Genomic DNA, 19,256 nt, shown 5'->3' with positions numbered 1-19,256 from the left:
GCCTACCGCATGGTGGGCGGGGCCCGCGACAGGGCCCGCCGGGTGCCCGCTGCTCGTTTCGCCGCGGATGCCGCATCCTTGAGGTGTGGAGTTCCTCGGGGACGAGTCGGTCGAGCGGGAGGGGAGGGCGCAGGCGATGGGTTCCGGCGCACCTGCTCATAACGCTTCGGTGCACAACTACGGACGCGGTGCCACGGATCGGACGACGCCAAGGCACCATGGACCGATGCGCGACGACGAGACAACGGTGATCGGTGCGCTCGTCCATCGCGCCGTCGACGGCGACGAGCAGGCGACCCATGACCTGCTCGCCCGCGTTCACCCGCTGGCCCTGCGCTACTGCCGTACGCGGCTGTCGCGACTGCCGGGCGACGCGCGGCACTTCGTCGAGGACCTGGCGCAGGAGGTCTGTGTGGCCGTGCTGCTCGCGCTGCCGCGCTACAAGGACACCGGGCGCCCGTTCGAGGCGTTCGTCTTCGCGATCGCCGCGCACAAGGTCGCGGACCTGCAGCGCGCGGCGATGCGCCATCCGGGCTCGACGGCGGTCCCGTCGGACGAGATGCCGGAGCGTCCGGACGACTCCCTGGGTCCCGAGGAGCGCGCGCTGCTGAGCAGCGACGCCGAGTGGGCCAAGAAACTCCTGGCCAACCTCCCCGAGAACCAGCGCGAGCTGCTCCTGCTGCGGATCGCCGTGGGCTTGACCGCGGAGGAAACAGGTCAGATGTTGGGAATGTCACCGGGAGCTGTGAGGGTGGCGCAACACAGGGCGCTGAGCAGGCTGCGCGCACTCGCCGAGCAGTAGCGGCACCGCCGTCGTCCCTGCGTGCCGCGGCCTCGTGTCCACGGCCGCGGCTTCTTCACCGTCGCAACGGCGACCAGCCAGAACGGCGGAGTGCGGGGGTCCCGGGGCCCGCCCGGCCGGTGCGCGGCACGGCCCCGTCGGCCCCGTGTCTGAACCGGCGGACCCTCGTTTCCGTACGAACATACGAAGCCGAGGGTCACTTCCCGTCGTGGAATGAGATACCCACGCTTCCCGTTAGCATGGACATCCGCACCGATCAAGGCCATTTGGGGAAGGTGTCATGACTGCCAACGTCGACGGAGTGCCCGAGAAATTCGCGACACTCGGGCTGACCTACGACGACGTGCTGCTGCTGCCGGGCGCGTCGGACATGGCGCCCGACGAGATCGACACCGCCTCGTACGTCTCCAAGAACGTCCGGGTCAACATCCCGCTTCTGTCCGCCGCCATGGACAAGGTCACCGAATCGCGCATGGCGATCGCGATGGCCCGTCAGGGCGGCGTCGGTGTACTGCACCGCAACCTGTCCATCGAGGACCAGGCCAACCAGGTCGACCTGGTCAAGCGCTCCGAGTCCGGCATGGTGGCCAACCCCATCACCATCCACCCGGACGCGACCCTGGCCGAGGCCGACGCCCTGTGCGGCAAGTTCCGGATCAGCGGTGTCCCTGTCACCGACCCCGCCGGCAAGCTGCTCGGCATCGTCACCAACCGTGACATGGCCTTCGAGAGCGACCGTTCCCGCCGGGTGCGCGACGTCATGACCCCGATGCCCCTGGTCACCGGCCGGGTCGGCACCACCGGCGCGGAGGCCATGGAGCTGCTGCGCCGCCACAAGATCGAGAAGCTTCCGCTGGTCGACGACGAGGGCGTCCTCAAGGGCCTGATCACGGTCAAGGACTTCGTCAAGGCGGAGCAGTACCCGAACGCCGCCAAGGACGCCAAGGGCCGGCTCATCGTCGGTGCCGCGGTCGGCGTGGCGGGCGACGCCTTCGAGCGCGCCCAGGCCCTGATCGAGGCGGGTGTCGACTTCATCGTCGTCGACACCGCGCACGGCCACTCCCGACTGGTCGGCGACATGGTCGCCAAGATCAAGTCGAACTCGTCCGGCGTCGACGTCATCGGCGGCAACATCGCCACCCGCGCCGGCGCGCAGGCCCTGATCGACGCCGGTGTGGACGGCATCAAGGTCGGTGTCGGCCCGGGTTCCATCTGCACCACCCGTGTGGTCGCCGGCATCGGCGTGCCCCAGGTGACCGCGATCTACGAGGCCTCGCTCGCCGCCAAGGAGGCCGGTGTCCCGGTCATCGGCGACGGTGGCCTGCAGTACTCCGGCGACATCGCCAAGGCCCTGGTCGCGGGCGCCGACACGGTGATGCTGGGCTCGCTGCTCGCCGGCTGCGAGGAGTCGCCGGGCGAGCTGCTCTTCATCAACGGCAAGCAGTTCAAGTCGTACCGCGGCATGGGCTCGCTGGGCGCCATGCAGTCCCGCGGCGACCGCAAGTCCTTCTCCAAGGACCGCTACTTCCAGGAGCGCATCGCCTCGGACGACGAGCTGATCCCGGAGGGCATCGAGGGCCAGGTGCCCTTCCGCGGCCCGCTCTCCTCGGTCGTGCACCAGCTCGTGGGCGGTCTGCGCCAGTCGATGTTCTACGTCGGCGGCCGGACGGTTCCCGATCTGCAGGCCAAGGGCCAGTTCGTCCGGATCACGTCCGCGGGCCTCAAGGAGAGCCACCCGCACGACATCCAGATGACGGTCGAGGCGCCGAACTACAGCGGCAGGTGACGCATACGCGCATGCAGCGCGGGTGACGACCTCGCAGGGCGGTCCGGAAACTTCCGGACCGCCCTCGTCGTCCGTCCGGGGCGGCTCCCGGCGCGGCCGTCGGCGATACTGGAAGACGCTGAAACGCATCAGGGAAAGGCCACAGACGTGACTGAGATCGAGATCGGGCGCGGCAAGCGCGGCCGCCGGGCGTACGCCTTCGACGACATCGCCGTCGTCCCCAGCCGCCGTACGCGGGACCCGAAGGAGGTCTCGATCGCCTGGCAGATCGACGCCTACCGCTTCGAGCTGCCCTTCCTGGCCGCCCCCATGGACTCGGTCGTCTCCCCGGCCACCGCGATCCGCATCGGCGAGCTGGGCGGCCTGGGCGTGCTGAACCTCGAGGGCCTGTGGACGCGGCACGAGGACCCGCAGCCGCTGCTCGACGAGATCGTCGAGCTGCCGGTCGAGGCCGCGACCCGCCGCCTCCAGGAGATCTACGCGGCTCCGATCAAGGAGGAGCTGATCGGCGCGCGCATCAAGGAGGTGCGCGACTCCGGCGTGGTCACGGCGGCCGCGCTCTCCCCGCAGCGCACGGCGCAGTTCTCCAAGGCCGTCGTGGACGCGGGCGTGGACATCTTCGTCATCCGCGGTACGACGGTGTCGGCGGAGCACGTCTCCCACTCGCACGAGCCGCTGAACCTGAAGCAGTTCATCTACGAGCTCGACGTCCCGGTGATCGTCGGCGGCTGCGCCACCTACACCGCCGCCCTGCACCTGATGCGCACCGGCGCGGCCGGCGTCCTGGTCGGCTTCGGCGGCGGCGCCGCGCACACCACGCGCAACGTGCTCGGCATCCAGGTACCGATGGCCACGGCGGTCGCGGACGTGGCGGCGGCCCGTCGCGACTACATGGACGAGTCCGGCGGACGGTACGTGCACGTGATCGCGGACGGCGGCGTCGGCTGGTCCGGCGACCTCCCCAAGGCGATCGCCTGCGGCGCCGACTCCGTGATGATGGGCTCCCCGCTGGCCCGCGCCACGGACGCGCCCGGCAAGGGCCACCACTGGGGCATGGAGGCCGTCAACGAGGAGCTGCCGCGCGGCATGAAGGTCGACCTCGGCACGGTCGGCACGATCGAGGAGGTCCTCACCGGCCCCTCGCACACCCCGGACGGCTCGATGAACTTCTTCGGCGCCCTGCGCCGGGCCATGGCGACCACCGGCTACAGCGAGCTCAAGGAGTTCCAGCGGGTCGAGGTCACGGTGGCGGACTCGCAGCACCGGCGGTGACCTGACGCCTCGCTCGGCCTGAGCGGACGAAGGGGCCTGGTTCACCCCGACGGGTGAACCAGGCCCCTTCGTGTGTCCACCGGGCAACTGGGCGGCGTCATGGAAGGGGGCGCGCCCCTGGGCCGTCACCGCAAGCCCACTCGCTTGGACCGGATCCGTCTGTGGATGATGAAGTGCCGCAGGAGGTGGATCTTGCGGATTGACGGACCGTGAGCGGCCGCGCCTATACAGACTAGGGGCGGACACACGTAACCCGTCTGGAACCTGCCGCAACGCCCATTGCGGCGGGCTCCGCCTTTTGTACGCTACCGGATCCGCCGTCGGGTGGTCCGGTACCGGAGGGGGTGGATCCTACGGCTTTTCGGATGGTGAGCGGCCGCCCCTATGAGACGTAGGGGTGGACACTCCGATCACCTTTCGGGGCCTGCCGCAGTGCCCCGGCGACGGGTCCGTCTGCCCGTACCGTAGCGGCGCCAGTCGCCCCGTGTGCCACCGTCCCAGACTCGGGGACCTCATGCGTCCCCTTCACAACCGATGCGCCGCCCCCGTGGGTGTGGCCCCCCGTGTGTCCAGGAGCAGTTGGGCCTTCACCGAGAGGCCCTGGAGGTCGTAGGTGCGGTGCTGCTGGAGCAGGATCGTCAGGTCCGCGCCCGCCGCCGCCTCGTAGAGGGAGTCCGCGCGCGGGATCGGCCGGTCGAGGACGCTCCATGCCGGGACGTGCGGGTCGTGGTAGCTGACCGACGCGCCCAGCTCCATCAGACGCAGCGCGATCTCGTGTGCGGGCGAGCCCTGGAGGTCGGCGAGGTCCGGCTTGTAGGTCACGCCGAGCAGCAGGACCCGGGCGCCGCGGGCCGACTTGCCGTGCTCGTTCAGGAGGGCGGCGGCGCGCTGTACGACGTACGGCGGCATCCGGCTGTTGACCTGTTGCGCCAGTTCGACCATGCGCAGGCTGCGCCCGGTCGGGGCCGCCAGGTCCTGGGGGACGGCGTGGCCGCCGACGCCGGGGCCGGGGCGGAACGCCTGGAAGCCGAACGGCTTGGTCTCCGCGCAGCGGATGACGTCCCACAGGTCGACGCCCAAGTCGTGGCAGAGCACTGCCATCTCGTTGACGAGGGCGATGTTGACCTGTCGGTAGTTCGTCTCCAGCACCTGCACGGTCTCCGCCTCGCGCGGCCCACGCGCGCGTACCACCTTGTCGGTCAGACGTCCGTAGAAGGTGGCGGCGGACTCCGTGCAGGCGGGGGTGAGGCCGCCGATGACCTTGGGCGTGTTGGCGGCCCCGAAGTCCCGGTTGCCGGGGTCGACGCGGCTCGGCGAGTAGGCGAGGTGGAAGTCGCGGCCCGCGCGCAGCCCGGAGCCCGCTTCGAGGAGGGGACGCAGGAGATCCTCCGTGGTGCCGGGCGGAACCGGTGACTCCAGGATGACGGTGGTGTGCGCGCGCAGTTGCTCGGCGAGGGTGCGGGCGGCGGACTCCACCTGGGTGAGGTGGGGTGCGCCGTCCGCGCCGCGCGGGACCGGGGCGCAGATGACGGCGGTGCGGACACGGCCGAGTTCGGCGGGGCTGGAGGCGGGCCGGAAGCCGCGTGCGAGCATCCGGCGCAGTTCGGCGGCGGTGAGGGAGCCGGCCTCGGGGCCGGTCCGGTACCCGAGTGTCGGGATGCCGGCCGCGACGGCGGCCTGGGCCAGGTGCAGGCCGAGATGACCGAGTCCGATGACGGCGAGATCTGCGGGCATGACGTGGGCCGTCCTTCCCAGTAGCCGAGGCGGGAGAGGTGCGCAACTGCTGTGGACAGAATGAGCGAGCGACGAGGGCAATGTCAGACTAGGAGTAAATATGACCGATTTGCGTGATTGACTACGCGTGTTTCCTCGTGTGTTTGTCCACAGGCTGCCGGTGCGTGGTGGCCGAAGTCGGGCATCGCGGTCAGACTTTGGGCATGAGGAGAGGTGAGCCGGGTCTCGCTTGACGGGTGTGGCCGGCGCGACATGGCGGGAGGCAGCGGTGAGGACAGGGACACTGGGGCCGGCGCAGCGTGCCGAGTCGCTGGCGGGCATGGCCGAGCGCGAGCTGGACGTGCTGGTCGTGGGCGGGGGCGTGGTCGGCGCGGGCACGGCGCTGGACGCCGCCACCCGGGGCCTGTCCACGGGCCTGGTCGAGGCCCGTGACTGGGCGTCGGGCACCTCCAGCAGGTCGAGCAAGCTGATACACGGCGGACTGCGCTATCTGGAGATGCTGGACTTCGCGCTCGTGCGCGAGGCGCTGAAGGAGCGCGGGCTGCTGCTGGAGCGCCTGGCGCCCCACCTCGTGAAGCCGGTCCCGTTTCTGTACCCCCTTCAGCACCGGGGCTGGGAGCGGCTGTACGCGGGCTCGGGCGTCGCGCTCTACGACGCCATGTCGATGGCGCGCGGCCACGGCCGGGGCCTGCCGCTGCACCGTCACCTGAGCCGCAGTCACGCCCTGCGCGTCGCCCCCTGCTTGAAGAAGGGCGCCCTGGTCGGCGCCTTGCAGTACTACGACGCGCAGATGGACGACGCGCGCTTCGTGGCGACCCTGGTGCGCACCGCCGTGTGGTACGGCGCGAAGGCCGCCAACCGGGCCCGTGTGATCGGCTTCCTGCGCGAGGGCGAGCGGGTCGTCGGCGCCCGGGTCCAGGACGTGGAGGGAGGCGGGGAGTACGAGGTCCGCGCCCAGCAGATCGTCAATGCGACGGGGGTGTGGACCGACGACACCCAGGCGATGGTGGGCGAGCGGGGCCAGTTCCATGTCCGGGCGTCCAAGGGCATCCATCTGGTCGTGCCGAAGGACCGGGTGCACTCGACCTCGGGGCTGATCCTGCGGACCGAGAAGTCCGTCCTCTTCGTCATCCCGTGGGGCCGGCACTGGATCATCGGCACGACGGACACCGACTGGAGTCTCGACAAGGCGCACCCCGCGGCCTCCAGCGCCGACATCGACTATCTGCTGGAGCATGTGAACTCGGTCCTCGCGGTGCCGCTCACGCGGGACGACGTCGAGGGGGTGTACGCGGGCCTCAGGCCCCTCCTTGCGGGCGAGTCCGAGGCCACCAGCAAGCTGTCCCGCGAGCACACCGTGGCGCACCCGGCGCCCGGACTCGTGGTCGTGGCGGGCGGCAAGTACACGACGTACCGCGTGATGGCCAAGGACGCCGTCGACGAGGCGGTGCACGGCCTCGACCGGCGGGTGGCCGAGTGCGTCACCGAGGACGTCCCCCTGCTGGGCGCCGAGGGCTACCGGGCGATGTGGAACGCGCGGGCGCGCATAGCCGCCCGCACCGGACTGCACGTGGTCCGCGTCGAGCATCTGCTGAACCGCTACGGCTCGATGGCGGAGGAGGTGCTCGACCTGATCACGGCCGACCCCTCACTGGGTGAACCACTCCACGCGGCCGACGACTATCTGCGCGCCGAGGTGGTGTACGCGGCGTCGCACGAGGGCGCCCGGCACCTGGACGACGTGCTGACCCGGCGGACCCGCATCTCGATAGAGACCTTCGACCGCGGCACGCGCAGCGCCCGGGAGGCGGCCGAACTGATGGCCCCGGTGCTCGGCTGGGACATGGACCAGATAGAGCGCGAGGTGGAGCACTACGAGAAGCGGGTGGAGGCGGAGCGGGAGTCGCAGCGTCAGCCCGACGATCTGACGGCGGACGCGGCGAGGCTGGGGGCGCCGGACATAGTGCCGCTGTAGCCGCCGGGATGTACCCGGGTTCACTCGAACGGGCGGCGCGGACTGGGACCTTTGTTCGGAACCGGGTCGTGCCAAGGGGCACGGGGCGGAATTCGGCCGTGAGCAGGGCCTGTTCCGGACCGGAGTCCATGACCCCGTCCGGGTGCGCGGGTCGGCGGGGTCGCGTGTCGTCGAGCCGTCGGAGCCCTCGGCGGCCGGGGCACGGCCGTGCGACCGGAGGGGCCTGATGCGGTTGTCCGGCGCGGCGGCAGTGCGATCCCTCCTCGCCTCGGCCCATCATGGGACGAACCTGTGACAGGGACGGATCGGGCCTCCCGCGGGACCGGTTCCGGCGACGGGACATGACCGCGCCGGGGGTGCACAGCGGACGCAGCGGTGCAGACCGGGCCTTCGGGCGCCCTGTCCGGGTCTCGTTCATGCTCCGGCGGGTCTCTCAGGACGCCCTCCGGCGTGGGACGACCCGCCGAACCAGGGCCACCCTGGGCGTTGGGCGGTCCGCGCGTGAGGGACAATGGAGGCTCTGTCAGGGCGGGTTGCATGAGGGGACGCATGTCGGACGCGGAGCGGGCGGGGACACCCCGTCAGGACAAGAGCGAACGTCTCCTCGCCGGGCGGTACCGGCTGGGGGACGTACTCGGCCGCGGCGGCATGGGCACGGTGTGGCGGGCCGAGGACGAGACCCTGGGCCGCACGGTCGCGGTCAAGGAACTGCGGTTCCCGTCGAGCATCGACGAGGACGAGAAGCGGCGTCTGATCACGCGTACGTTGCGGGAGGCCAAGGCGATCGCCCGGATCCGCAACAACGGCGCGGTGACGGTCTTCGACGTGGTCCACGAGGACGACCGGCCCTGGATCGTGATGGAGCTGATCGAGGGCAAGTCGCTCGCCGAGGTCATCCGCGAGGACGGCGTGCTGGAGCCCAAGCGCGCCGCCGAGGTCGGACTCGTGGTGCTCGACGTGCTGCGCGCCGCGCACCGTGAGGGCATCCTGCACCGCGACGTGAAGCCGTCGAACGTGCTCATCGCCGAGGACGGCCGGGTCGTGCTCACGGACTTCGGCATCGCGCAGGTCGAGGGCGACCCCTCCATCACCTCCACCGGCATGCTGGTCGGCGCCCCCTCGTACATCTCGCCGGAGCGGGCGCGCGGGCACAAGCCCGGCCCGGCGGCGGACCTGTGGTCGCTCGGCGGACTGCTGTACGCGTCGGTCGAGGGCATTCCGCCATACGACAAGGGGTCGGCGATCGCCACGCTGACCGCGGTGATGACCGAGCCCCTGGAGGAGCCGAAGAACGCGGGTCCGCTGAAGAGCGTCATCTACGGCCTGCTCGCGAAGGATCCGCAGCAGCGTCTCGACGACGCGGGCGCCCGGGCGATGCTCAACGAGGTCATCCACGCGCCGGACGAGAAGGAGAAGGTGGCCGCGGACGCGACGCGGGTCGTGCCGCTGCCGCCGGTACCCGGCAAGAGCGCGGACGAGGGGACCTCGGCCGCCGGGGGCAAGCGGGGCGAGGAGGCGGCCGAGCGGTTGCGCGGTGCGCTGCGCTCCGTGCGCAGGTCCGCGGCGTCGCTCGGTGCGGCCACGGCCGCCGCCACCTCCACCGGGCGCACCAAGTCCTCGAAAGCCGAGGCGGAGCAGGCGTCCCAGGACGCGGGCTCCCCGAGCACCCCGAGCGCCAAGACGCCCGCCGCCGGGACGTCGAGCCCGGCCGGTCGAGCCGGTTCGTCCGACGCGTCGAGCGCATCCGGTTCGTCCGGCTCGTCCGCTGCGGGAGCGGACTCCACGGGCGCGCGGAGCGGCAGTGGCACCACCGGATCGAACTCCGGTTCATCGAAGCCGAGTTCGGGATGGCCCATACTGCCGGACCCGGACCGGCCCCCGCGGCCGGCGCAGCCGCCGAGGGCGCCGCTCACCGACGTGGTGCCGAAGCGGACGCTGGTGATCGTGGCGGTCGTCGTGGTGCTGGCCGTGCTGGGCACGGTGCTCGCGCTCACCCTCCACGGCGGCAGCGACGAGCAGGACGGCAAGAAGGGCGGCGCCAAGTCCGCCGCGACCAGCGGCGCGACGGCTCGCAGCGGCGGCGGCAAGGGCGGCGGAAGCGGCAACGGCAACGGCCGGAGCGGCGGCAGCACGCACACGGACAACGGCGGCACCGCGACGAGCGGGTCGGACCCTCAGGACACCTCGGACGGTTCGGCCGCCCCCGGCGGGAGCGACGACGCCTCCTCCGGGTCCTCGGGCGACGACGGCGGCTCGGTGAAGACGTACAAGGGCGGTCAGGGGTACTCCATCGGCCTGCCGAAGGGCTGGAAGTACCAGTCGTCGGACGACGCCAGTGACCGTTTCACCGGTCCCGACGGGCAGCGGCTGCTCGTCGCCTGGACGTCCACGCCCAAGGACGACCCGGTGGCGGACTGGGAGAACCAGGAGCGCTACATGCAGCGCCCTCAGTACAAGAGGATCCGTATCGCGAAGGTGGAGTACAAGAGCTGGAACACGGCCGACTGGGAGTTCACCTACGTCGATGGCGGTACGACGAACCGGGTGATCGACCGTGGATTCGTCGTCAACCCGCACCAGGCGTACGGGCTGATGTACACGGCGAAGGCCGGCGACTGGGACGGTGATCTGCGCACGAACACCTGGAAGACGCTGACCGGGACCTTCCAGCCGAAGTCGTGACGTACCGAACGGCCGACTGACGTTCCGTGCGCTCGTGTCGTGGGGAGATATGCCATCCCCGGGTTGCAGGTTGCCTCCGGCACGTATCGTGAGGAATTGCGGACCGCAGGCATCCAGAACGGGGCGCAACGCGAACGGAATTGACCAACCGGGCGGCCGGGGGAGGCATCGTGGACGACTATGCGGGACGGGTACTCGCCGACCGCTATCGCCTGCCGCTGCCGCCCGCTGACGAGTTCGAACTCGCCGAGACCCGGGCCTTCGACACCTACAGCGGGCAGGAAGTCCTGGTACGTCAGGTGCCGTTGCCCGAGGTCGTCGAGGCGGAGGTGCTCGACGCGGACGGGCTGCCCGAGGGTTACGTGGCCCGGGACGGCCGGGACCGCGGCGGTGTCGGCCGTACGACGGCCACGCGCCGGCCCGCCGAGCCCGCCGTGCGGCGGGCGATCGAAGCCGCCCAGGCCGCTGCCCGGATACCCGACCACCCCCGGCTCGACCAGGTCTTCGACGTGTTCGCCGAGGGCGGTTCGCTGTGGATCGTCAGTGAGCTGGTCCCCGCACGGTCGCTGGCGGCGCTGCTCGCGGAGAAGCCGCTGACGCCGTACCGCGCGGCGGAGGTCGCCTCCGACGTCCTCATGGCCCTGCGGGTGCTGCACGGCCACGGCTGGGTGCACCGGAACATCACGGCGCGCACGGTGCTCGTCTGCGACGACGGCCGGGTGATGCTGACCGGACTCGCGGTGGGGGCGGCGGAGGAGGCGCTGTGCGGGTACGACCCGGTGCCGGCGCAGCAGACCGAGAGCGAGAGCGATGCCGGGCCGCCCGACCCGGGCGGGGACCCGCAGGGGGCCGTGCGCGGGGATTCCGGGGGCCGTACCGGGGGTGATGCTCCTGGCAGCCCGGGAGGGTTCGCGGGCACGGACCCCGAGGCCGCCCGGCGGGCCGCGATCGAGGCGCGGGCGCCCGGCGCGGCTCCCGGCGCAGGCGCGCCCGGCGCTGGTCCCGCCGTCGCCCGGGCGCTGGAGTCCGCCGAGGACGTGCGGGCCGCGCGGGCCGGGGCGATCGCGGCGTACCGCGCCGGGGCCCGGGCCGCGGCACGCGTGCAGGAGGAACAGCGGGGTGGACGGGCGGCGTTGCCCGCGCCCCGGCAGGCCGAGAACGGCGTGGAGAGCGCGCCCGGCACCTCGCCGGGGCAGATCGCCGACCCCTACGGGGTGGGCCGCACGACGTCCTGGCACGGAGCGGTACCCCGCCCCGCGGCACCCGCCGCCGACGACCGGCCCGCACTGCCGGGCAGCAGCCCCGCGCCCCGGAACGACGGCACGGGTCCGCACGGGAAGGGCGTGGGTTCGTACGAGAAGAACCCGGGCCCGCACGAGAACGGCACACGCAGTGGCCCGTACGCACCGGCGGCCCCCGACGCGCACGGCACCGAGCCAGGTGCCGTGGGCACCCCCTGGAACCACCGTGGTCCCGCCACCGCCCTCGCCGCCGAGCGTGCCCGGCAGGCGCGGATGGCCGTCGTCGGGCCCGTCACCGAGCGCTGGGCGCCCGAACAGGCCGGTCCCGTGCACGAGAACTGGCAGCTGGCCCCGCCCATCGGTCCCGCCACCGACCTGTGGGCGCTGGGCGCGCTGCTGTTCCGGGCCGTGCAGGGGCATGCGCCGTATCCCGAGGAGAGCACCGCCGAGCTGGTGCAGCTCGTCTGCTCGGAACCGCCCGCCTTCGCGGAGGAGTGCGGTCCGCTGCGCCCGGTCGTGGAGTCGCTGCTCCGTCAGGACCCCACCGACCGCCTGGACTTCGAGGAGCTGCGCGGCTGGCTGCGATCACTCGTGCGGTCCGCGCCCGAACCCGAGGCGGGGACGCACGTGGTCGCGGCGCCGCCCGTCGACCCCAGCCGGCTGCCGATCGTACGGCGCCGGGGCGAACTGGTCCGCAGGCGCCGCGCCGGGCTGCCCGCGACCACCCGCGCCCGCCACAAGCGTGCCCGGGACGAGCGCCCGCAGAAGCCGCGCAGACTCGGCCGCACCCTGCTTCTGCTGATCCTGCTCGCGCTGGCCGGCGCGATCGCGTACGCCCTGGTCTTCATGCCGAAGGCGGGTGACACCACCGGCGCCGGCGCCGCGCGCGAGAACGCCGGTGCCGCCGAGGACGCCACCCCGACGCCACGGCACTCCGCCCCGGGCGGCGCGCAGCAGTCGGGTCGCGGGAGCTCCAAGAGCCCCTCGCCGTCGGACGGTTCCCCGCAGACCCAGACCGATGAGCACCAGGTCGCCCAGGGCTTCACCCTGCGCACGGACCCCGAGGGCTTCCGTGTCGCCGTGGCGAGCGGCTGGAACCGGACACCGAAGAACAACAGCGGTCAGATCGTCTACTCCCAGGGCGATTTCGATCTGATCGTCGTCCCCGGACGCGACAGCACGAGCCGATACGGCGCCGATCCGCTGACGTACCAGCGGGAGTCGGAGCCCGAACTGCAGCCGTTCCGCGACTCGACCTGGGCCACCTCCAGCGGGATGCGGCGCATCGACGTCGGCGGACGGACCATGTCGGAAGGGCAGTTCACCTGGACGGACGGCAATGGGCGCGAGTTGTACGTACGCAATCTCGCCCTCGTCGTCGGCGGCCGCTACCACGTGGTGCAGGTCCGCGGCCCGGAGGCCGAAGTGGACGAGGTGACCCGGCTGTTCGAGCAGGCGGAACAGACGTATCAGGCGATCGGTTGAGGCATGCGCACAGCACATGCACACAGAACACGGGCCCAGGACATGACTGTGGTGAAGGGCCGATGGCGGCCCGCCGGTTCTCAGGAAGGCGAGGTCCGATTGCGCTGAGAGTGCGGTGGTTCCGTCCCCCACGGGGAAGGGAGAACCGTCACAGTGCGGTCTCCGTTACCACCCCACCCGTTCCCAGCGTGAGGGGTGCTCTTTAGTCTGACCTCGTCAAGACCATTGCGGGGAAACGTGAATCAGATGCAGGGCCTGCTCCTCGCGGGCCGCTACCGGCTTGTCGACTCCATCGGCAGCGGGGGTATGGGCCGAGTGTGGCGCGCCCACGACGAGGTGCTTCATCGGGCAGTCGCCATCAAGGAACTGACGGCCGCACTGTACGTCACGGAGAGTGACCGGTCGGTCCTGCTCGCCCGGACCCACGCCGAGGCGCGCGCCGCCGCGCGCATCAACCACTCGGCCGTCGTCACCATCCATGACGTCCTGGAGCACGACAACCGGCCCTGGATCGTGATGGAACTGGTCGAGGGCGGCTCGCTCGCCGACGCGGTGAAGGAGCGCGGCCGGCTGGAGGCCGACGAGGCCGCGCGCATCGGACTGTGGGTCCTACGGGCCCTGCGTGCCGCGCACTCGGCGGGTGTGCTGCACCGCGACGTGAAGCCCGGCAACGTCCTGCTCGCGGCCGACGGGCGCGTGCTGCTCACCGACTTCGGGATCGCCCAGGTCGAGGGCGACACCACCATCACGCGTACCGGAGAGATCGTCGGTTCCGTGGACTACCTGGCGCCCGAGCGCGTCCGAGGCCACGACCCGGGCCCCTCCTCAGACCTGTGGGCGCTCGGCGCCACCCTGTACACGGCGGTGGAGGGCAGGTCGCCGTTCCGGCGGACCTCGCCGCTGACCACCATGCAGGCCGTCGTCGACGAGGAGCCCGCGCAGCCGGCGCACGCGGGCGCCCTGGACTCGGTGATCGCCGCGCTGCTGCGCAAGGACCCGGCCGAACGGCCCGACGCGGAACTGCTCGAACAGATGCTGGCCGAGGCCGCGGAGGGACGGCGGCCGAAGGCGGCGCAGGAGTACGTGGCGACGCAGCACTTGGACACGAGCGGCGTCGGTGACCCGAGCACGACGGCCACGGGTCAGCGCGAGAACCGCGGCGCGCACGCGTCCGGCAGCACGCTGCACCAGCCCGCCCCTGCCGTCGCCCAGGTGCCGGCTCCCCGCAGGCGCCGGCGCGGCCGTACGGTCGCGTTCGTCCTCGCGGTGGCCGCGATCCTCGGTGCGGCGGGCGCGGTGGCCGTGAACTCCTTCGGCAACGCCGACGACGGCAGCACGGCGAACACCGTCACCACCGACCCGACGTCGACGCCGACGCCGACCACGAGCACGCAGGCGCAGGCGACGGGTGCGATCCCGGACGGCTGGGTGCGCAAGAAGGACCCCGCGGGCTTCAGCCTCGTCCTGCCCGGCAAGCAGTGGAAGCGGATGCCGTACGACTCCTTCCAGACCGACTACACGCCCGACGGCGGCAAGCACTTCGTCCGTATCGCCGTGGACAGCTCGCCGGACTTCGCGGACGCGCACGATCACCAGCTCGACCTGGAGCAGCAGCTCCAGCGGCTCGTCGACTACCGGCGGGTGACCCTGCGCGAGAACATCTACCGTGACCGGCCCGGGTCCCTGTGGGAGTACACATGGACCGCACTGGCGAAGGACACGCCGTTCCCGGGCCCTCGGCACGCCGTGGAGGAGACGTACTTCGCGCGCAACGGTGTGGAGTACGCCGTCTACATGTCCGGCCCGGCCGCGGACTGGGACACGACGCGCAAGCAGTTCGACGTGGTGCTGCGGGGGTGGGGTCAGCCGGAGGGGTGACGCGCGGCGGGAGGGGCCTCGGGCGACCGGCAAGGGGGAGCGCGAGGCGAGCGTCCGGCGCGCGAGGCGTGCGGCGCCCGAACTCGCGCCGTTCACGCCGCTTATGACGGACCATCGCTGACGGAGCGTCACTTCAGGGCGCTCGCACCCCCGTCGGCGCACCCCGCGTACACCTTTCGTGCGCCCCACCCGCCCGTTCGCGCGCCCTTGTACGTCGCTTGTCGGCCACCGTGGTGCCGGCTCCCCGGAGGGTTCCCATCAGGTGCGGCATGATGGGGCGTATGGGGACCGAGGGGGAGAACGTCCGTGTCATAGCGGGCCGCTACCGGCTTCAGGAGCGGATCGGCCGCGGTGGCATGGGCGTTGTCTGGCGGGCGTCCGACGAACTGCTCGGCCGTCAGGTGGCGGTCAAGGAACTCACGGTCGATCCCTCGCTCTCCGCCGACGAGGCCCGGCTCCAGCGTGAGCGCACCCTGCGCGAGGCGCGGGCGGTGGCGCAGTTGCAGCATCCGCACATCGTCGTCGTGCATGACGTCGTCGAGCACGACGAGCGCCCGTACATCGTGATGGAGCTGATCGACGGCGGCTCGCTGGCCGAGCGTATCGCCCGGCGGGGACCCGTCGACGCCCGCGAGGCCGCCCGTATCGGCATCGCCCTGCTGGGCGCGCTGCGCCGTGCCCATGACGCCGGCGTCCTGCACCGCGATCTGAAGCCGGCGAACGTCCTGATCGAGACGGGCACCGACCGCGTCGTCCTCACCGACTTCGGCATCGCCCAGGTCACGGGCGCCACGACGCTCACCGAGACCGGCTCCTTCGTCGGCTCCCCCGAGTACACCGCCCCCGAGCGGATGTCCGGCGAGCGGACCGGGCCCGAGTCCGACCTGTGGTCCCTGGGCGCGCTGCTGTGCGCGGTGCTGAGCGGCGAGTCGCCCTTCCGGCGCGACTCGCTGGGCGGGATCCTGCACGCGGTCGTCGTCGACGAGATCCGTCCGCCCGCGCAGGCCGGGCCGATCCTGCCCGTCGTACGGGGGCTGCTGGAGCGCGACCCGGCGCGGCGCCTGGACGCGGCCGAGGCGGAGCGGCTGCTGCGGGAGTTTCTGGAGACGGGCCGGACGCCACGGGCGCCGGTGCCCTACACACCGACACAGCGGGACGTCCCCCGGCACGTGCTGCCGTTGCCCTCGCGGCAGGAGCCCGAGACGGCGGCGAGCCGGGAGGGGGCCGAGGCACGGCCCGTCCGGCGGTCGGCGCGGGGCGTCGTCGTGGCCGCCCTGGTCGCGGCGATGGCGGGCGCGGGCCTCTCGGCGGCGGCGCTGCTGATGCGCGGAGAGGGCGGGGTCGGGCCCGGTCCCACGGCACCGTCGCACCCGTCGGCCGGTACGGGCGCGGGCCCGTCGGCCGGCTCCGGGTCCCCGCGCCCGTCCTCCTCCGGCTCCACGCCCGGGCCCACGGTGACGGTGACCCGTTCGCCGTCCCCGGCCACGGCCGTCGGCCGTACGGCGCCCTCGGGCTATCGGCAGGTGCGGGACCCCGGTGGGTTCTCGCTGGCCGTGCCGGACGGGTTCACCCGCAGTCCGCAGGGGGAGCGGATCTTCTATCTGTCCCCGGGACAGACCTTCCGTCTCGGCATCAAGGTGACGGACCCCGGCGCGGGCGGACCGCTGGCGGTGATGCGGCGTTCCGCGGCGGACGGTCCCTCCACGAACCCGGGGTACCACGACGGCAGCGTCACGGAGACCTCGCACCGCGGCAGCCCGGCCGCGCTGTGGGAGTTCAGCTGGAACGGCTACACGGCCGCCGAGGGCCCCCGGCACACCTACGACCTGTGCTGGGAGGAGGGCGGCCGGATGTACGACGTGTGGGTGTCGGCGCCCGTCGGGAAGGTGAAGGAGGCGAAGGAGTACTTCGACGTCGCCGTCGACACGTTCGCACCGGGGTGATCCGCGGTCGACCCGGGGCGGCCCCGGCCCGACGAGCCCCGAGTGGCGAGTTCCGGACTGCAACCGGCGAAACCTGAGAGTCCGAGACCAGCGACCGTACGTCCGGCCCGGGCTTCCGGATCATCTTCCAGAATGCGAACAATCACCGTGCGTGTGCGGATTGCGCCGTACAGCCCGACCGCTCGGGCGCCCCCGGTGACCGACGTCACGCTGGACATTGCCGGTCATTGAATTTTCACGGCAAGGTCATTGACGAATCATGATATCTTCATGATTCTTACCGGCATCTTGCCTGCCCCTTAAGAGTGAGCAAACGGCGGCGCTCCTGAAGCGGCGGCGTCGAGCCCGGGATCAATCGAAAAGTGGGGCGTGCCCTAGTTTCTGGAGAGCGTGAGGATGGTCAGCCCCACTGTCTCGGTGATTGTCGCCGCATACAACGCGATGCCGTATGTGACGCGTTCCATCACTTCTGTTGCCGAACAGACCATTGGCCGGGAGGCCCTGGAGGTCATCACGGTCAACGACGGTTCGACCGACGGAACGGGTGAGGAACTGGAGCGCCTCGCCGAGGTGTATCCGGGTCTGATGCGCGTCATCCACCAGGAGAACTCCGGTGGCCCCTCCGCGCCCCGCAACGTCGGTCTCGAGCACGCCCGCGGGCGGTTCGTGTTCTTCCTGGACGCCGACGACTATCTGGGGCCCGAGACCCTGGCACGCATGGTGGCGATGGCCGAGGAGAACGGCACCGACATCGTGCTCGGCAAGATGGTCGGCGTGAACGGACGCGGCCTTCCCGCGTCGATGTTCAAGCGCACCCAGCCCAAGACCGACGTCTTCAACTCCCGGGTCTACTGGGCCCTGAACCCGCTGAAGCTGTTCCGCCGCGAACTGCTGGAGCGGGAGGGACTGCGCTTCCCGACCGGCCTGCCCATCGGTGAGGACCAGCCGTTCACGGCACTGGCGTATCTGGCGGCCAAGGGCGGCATCTCCGTGATCGCCGACTACGACTGCCTCTTCTGCACCCTGCGGGAGGACGGCGGCAACACCACGTCCCGCACCAAGGGGTCGGAGCCCCGGCTGCGGTTCCTCCCGTACATGATCGATCTCCTCATCGAGAACGTGCCGCCGGGCCGGAACCGCGACCACCTCGCCCACCGCCATCTGACCATCGAGGTGCAGAACCTCCTCGCCCACATCTCGCGCGAGCCGCGCGAGGACGCGGAGAAGACCCTCGCCCGGCTCGCCGACACCATCGCCCCACTGTGGCACGAGGGCATGGACGAGCATCTCTCCGCGATGGCCCGGCTGCGGCTGTACCTGGTGCGGCACCAGATGCTCGACGAGGTCCTCGAACTGCTCAGGTTCGAGCGGGAGCTGGCCAAGATCAAGGTGTCGACCCCGGTGCACGCCGAGGGCGGCCGCGCCTACGCCCGCTACCCCTTCTTCCGTGACCCGGCGCGCGCCGTCCCGGACTCTGTCTACGACGTCACCCCCCAGCTCGGCGTGCGGCACCACGTCAGCCGTGCCGAGCTGAGCGGCACCACCCTGCACCTGGCGGGACACGGCTATCTGCACCGGGTCGAGACCCGGGAGGTGACCACCGAACTGCTGCTGCGGGAGCGGGAGAGCGGTACCGAGTACCGGCTGCCCGTCACGCACACCGCGACGCCCGGACTCGGGGCGGACGAGGACGAGGGCCGGTTCGCGTACGAGGAGGCCGGGTTCGAGGCGGCCGTCGACATCGCCACCGCCGCCGACGGCAAGCCGCTGCCCGACGGGCTGTGGGACATCTCCCTCGCGATCGGCGCGCAGAGCGTCACGCGCGAGGTGCGGATCGGCAGCAAGCGCGCCGACGACGTCTCCGGCGGTCCCGCCACGCGCGTCGTCAACGGCGCCGGCGACGGCCCGCGGGCCGTCACGCTCTACACCACCAAGCCGTACGGGAACTTCACCCTCGACCTCGGCCAGAAGAAGCACCGCGTCGCCTCCCGCGTCAAGGTCGCCGCGGTGCGCTGGTCGGCCAGCAACCCGACGGAACTGCTGATCGGCGGGACCAGCGCGCTCGACGGGTTCCCGGACGCGCTGAAGGTCGTCCTCACCTCCGACAACGGGGCGACGGCGGTCCTCCCCGCCCAGCGGACCCCGCACACCGACGGCTTCACCGCGCGCGTGGACGTACGGGACCTCGGACCCGGCGTGTGGCAGGGCGAACTCCGGTTCGGGGACCCCGCGGGGCTCGCCACACCGCTGCCCGCGCTGCCCAGGTCCCTCGGCCCGGCCAAGTGGCGCCGGCTGGGGCTGCCCTGGTACGCCAAGCAGGTCGACGGCAAGCGCGACCGGTTCGAGCTGCGCGTCGCCAGGACCGAACTGGTCAGGGCGGTCGCGCGCCGCGTCAAGTCCTGAGTGCGGCACGGTGGTTGGAGGCGGCCCGCGTCGACAACGGGTGATCCCGCACGGT

The 19,256-nt window shown here is 71.8% G+C and carries 10 protein-coding genes; 9 read left to right on the top strand and 1 reads right to left on the bottom strand.

Annotation, left to right across the window (positions count from 1 at the left end; all coding sequences use genetic code 11):
• Nucleotides 1–226 precede the first annotated feature (226 nt).
• The 3 genes from ACFYX0_RS01040 (at nt 227) to ACFYX0_RS01030 (ending at nt 3,860) form a co-directional block, all read left to right on the top strand.
• Nucleotides 227–802 (top strand): sigma-70 family RNA polymerase sigma factor, encoded by a 576-nt coding sequence (locus tag ACFYX0_RS01040; protein WP_030571403.1) that lies wholly within the window; start codon nt 227–229, stop codon nt 800–802.
• 280 nt (nt 803–1,082) lie between these two features.
• Nucleotides 1,083–2,588: an IMP dehydrogenase gene (guaB, locus tag ACFYX0_RS01035; protein ID WP_355909323.1), complete on the top strand. Its 1,506-nt coding sequence runs from the start codon at nt 1,083–1,085 to the stop codon at nt 2,586–2,588.
• A gap of 147 nt (nt 2,589–2,735) precedes the next feature.
• A complete protein-coding gene (locus ACFYX0_RS01030; protein ID WP_355909321.1) occupies nt 2,736–3,860 on the top strand; it encodes a GuaB3 family IMP dehydrogenase-related protein in 1,125 nt (374 codons plus the stop codon).
• A gap of 525 nt (nt 3,861–4,385) precedes the next feature.
• On the opposite strand, the gene ACFYX0_RS01025 is transcribed toward ACFYX0_RS01030, so the two are convergent.
• Nucleotides 4,386–5,594, bottom strand: a complete 1,209-nt coding sequence (locus tag ACFYX0_RS01025) for a nucleotide sugar dehydrogenase (RefSeq protein ID WP_388964956.1) — start codon at nt 5,592–5,594, stop codon at nt 4,386–4,388.
• Between the two features lie 268 nt (nt 5,595–5,862).
• Here ACFYX0_RS01025 and ACFYX0_RS01020 point away from each other — a divergent pair, with 268 nt between their 5' ends.
• The 6 genes from ACFYX0_RS01020 to ACFYX0_RS00995 all read left to right on the top strand — a co-directional run bounded on the left by ACFYX0_RS01020 (nt 5,863) and on the right by ACFYX0_RS00995 (nt 19,201).
• Nucleotides 5,863–7,569, top strand: a complete 1,707-nt coding sequence (locus tag ACFYX0_RS01020) for a glycerol-3-phosphate dehydrogenase/oxidase (RefSeq protein ID WP_388964953.1) — start codon at nt 5,863–5,865, stop codon at nt 7,567–7,569.
• 549 nt (nt 7,570–8,118) lie between these two features.
• Entirely contained in the window at nt 8,119–10,251 is a 2,133-nt protein-coding gene (locus ACFYX0_RS01015) for a serine/threonine-protein kinase (protein WP_388964950.1), read from the top strand.
• 170 nt (nt 10,252–10,421) lie between these two features.
• Nucleotides 10,422–12,977 carry a protein kinase gene (locus ACFYX0_RS01010; protein WP_388964948.1) on the top strand — a complete coding sequence of 852 codons (2,556 nt, stop codon included), beginning with the start codon at nt 10,422–10,424 and terminating at the stop codon, nt 12,975–12,977.
• A 246-nt stretch (nt 12,978–13,223) separates the two neighbouring features.
• Nucleotides 13,224–14,855 carry a serine/threonine-protein kinase gene (locus ACFYX0_RS01005; RefSeq protein WP_388965331.1) on the top strand — a complete coding sequence of 544 codons (1,632 nt, stop codon included), beginning with the start codon at nt 13,224–13,226 and terminating at the stop codon, nt 14,853–14,855.
• A gap of 281 nt (nt 14,856–15,136) precedes the next feature.
• Nucleotides 15,137–16,798, top strand: coding sequence for a serine/threonine-protein kinase (locus ACFYX0_RS01000; protein WP_388964945.1), 1,662 nt, complete (start codon nt 15,137–15,139; stop codon nt 16,796–16,798).
• A 396-nt stretch (nt 16,799–17,194) separates the two neighbouring features.
• Nucleotides 17,195–19,201, top strand: coding sequence for a glycosyltransferase (locus ACFYX0_RS00995; RefSeq protein WP_388964942.1), 2,007 nt, complete (start codon nt 17,195–17,197; stop codon nt 19,199–19,201).
• The last annotated feature ends 55 nt before the right edge of the window (nt 19,202–19,256 follow it).

The sequence above is a fragment of the Streptomyces sp. NPDC002573 genome (assembly GCF_042889625.1).
Taxonomy (GTDB): domain Bacteria; phylum Actinomycetota; class Actinomycetes; order Streptomycetales; family Streptomycetaceae; genus Streptomyces; species Streptomyces gibsoniae.
The sequence above is the reverse complement of the archived record's forward strand: the minus strand, read 5'-3'. Positions and strand labels throughout refer to the sequence as shown.

Bases quoted from the DNA above. Each gene is read 5' to 3' on its own strand.
- ACFYX0_RS01040 (WP_030571403.1), top strand. From the start codon at position 227: ATGCGCGACGACGAGACAACGGTGATCGGTGCGCTCGTCCATCGCGCC.
- guaB (WP_355909323.1), top strand. From the start codon at position 1,083: ATGACTGCCAACGTCGACGGAGTGCCCGAGAAATTCGCGACACTCGGG.
- ACFYX0_RS01025 (WP_388964956.1), bottom strand. From the start codon at position 5,594: ATGCCCGCAGATCTCGCCGTCATCGGACTCGGTCATCTCGGCCTGCAC.
- ACFYX0_RS01015 (WP_388964950.1), top strand. From the start codon at position 8,119: ATGTCGGACGCGGAGCGGGCGGGGACACCCCGTCAGGACAAGAGCGAA.
- ACFYX0_RS01005 (WP_388965331.1), top strand. From the start codon at position 13,224: ATGCAGGGCCTGCTCCTCGCGGGCCGCTACCGGCTTGTCGACTCCATC.
- ACFYX0_RS01000 (WP_388964945.1), top strand. From the start codon at position 15,137: ATGGGGACCGAGGGGGAGAACGTCCGTGTCATAGCGGGCCGCTACCGG.
- ACFYX0_RS00995 (WP_388964942.1), top strand. From the start codon at position 17,195: ATGGTCAGCCCCACTGTCTCGGTGATTGTCGCCGCATACAACGCGATG.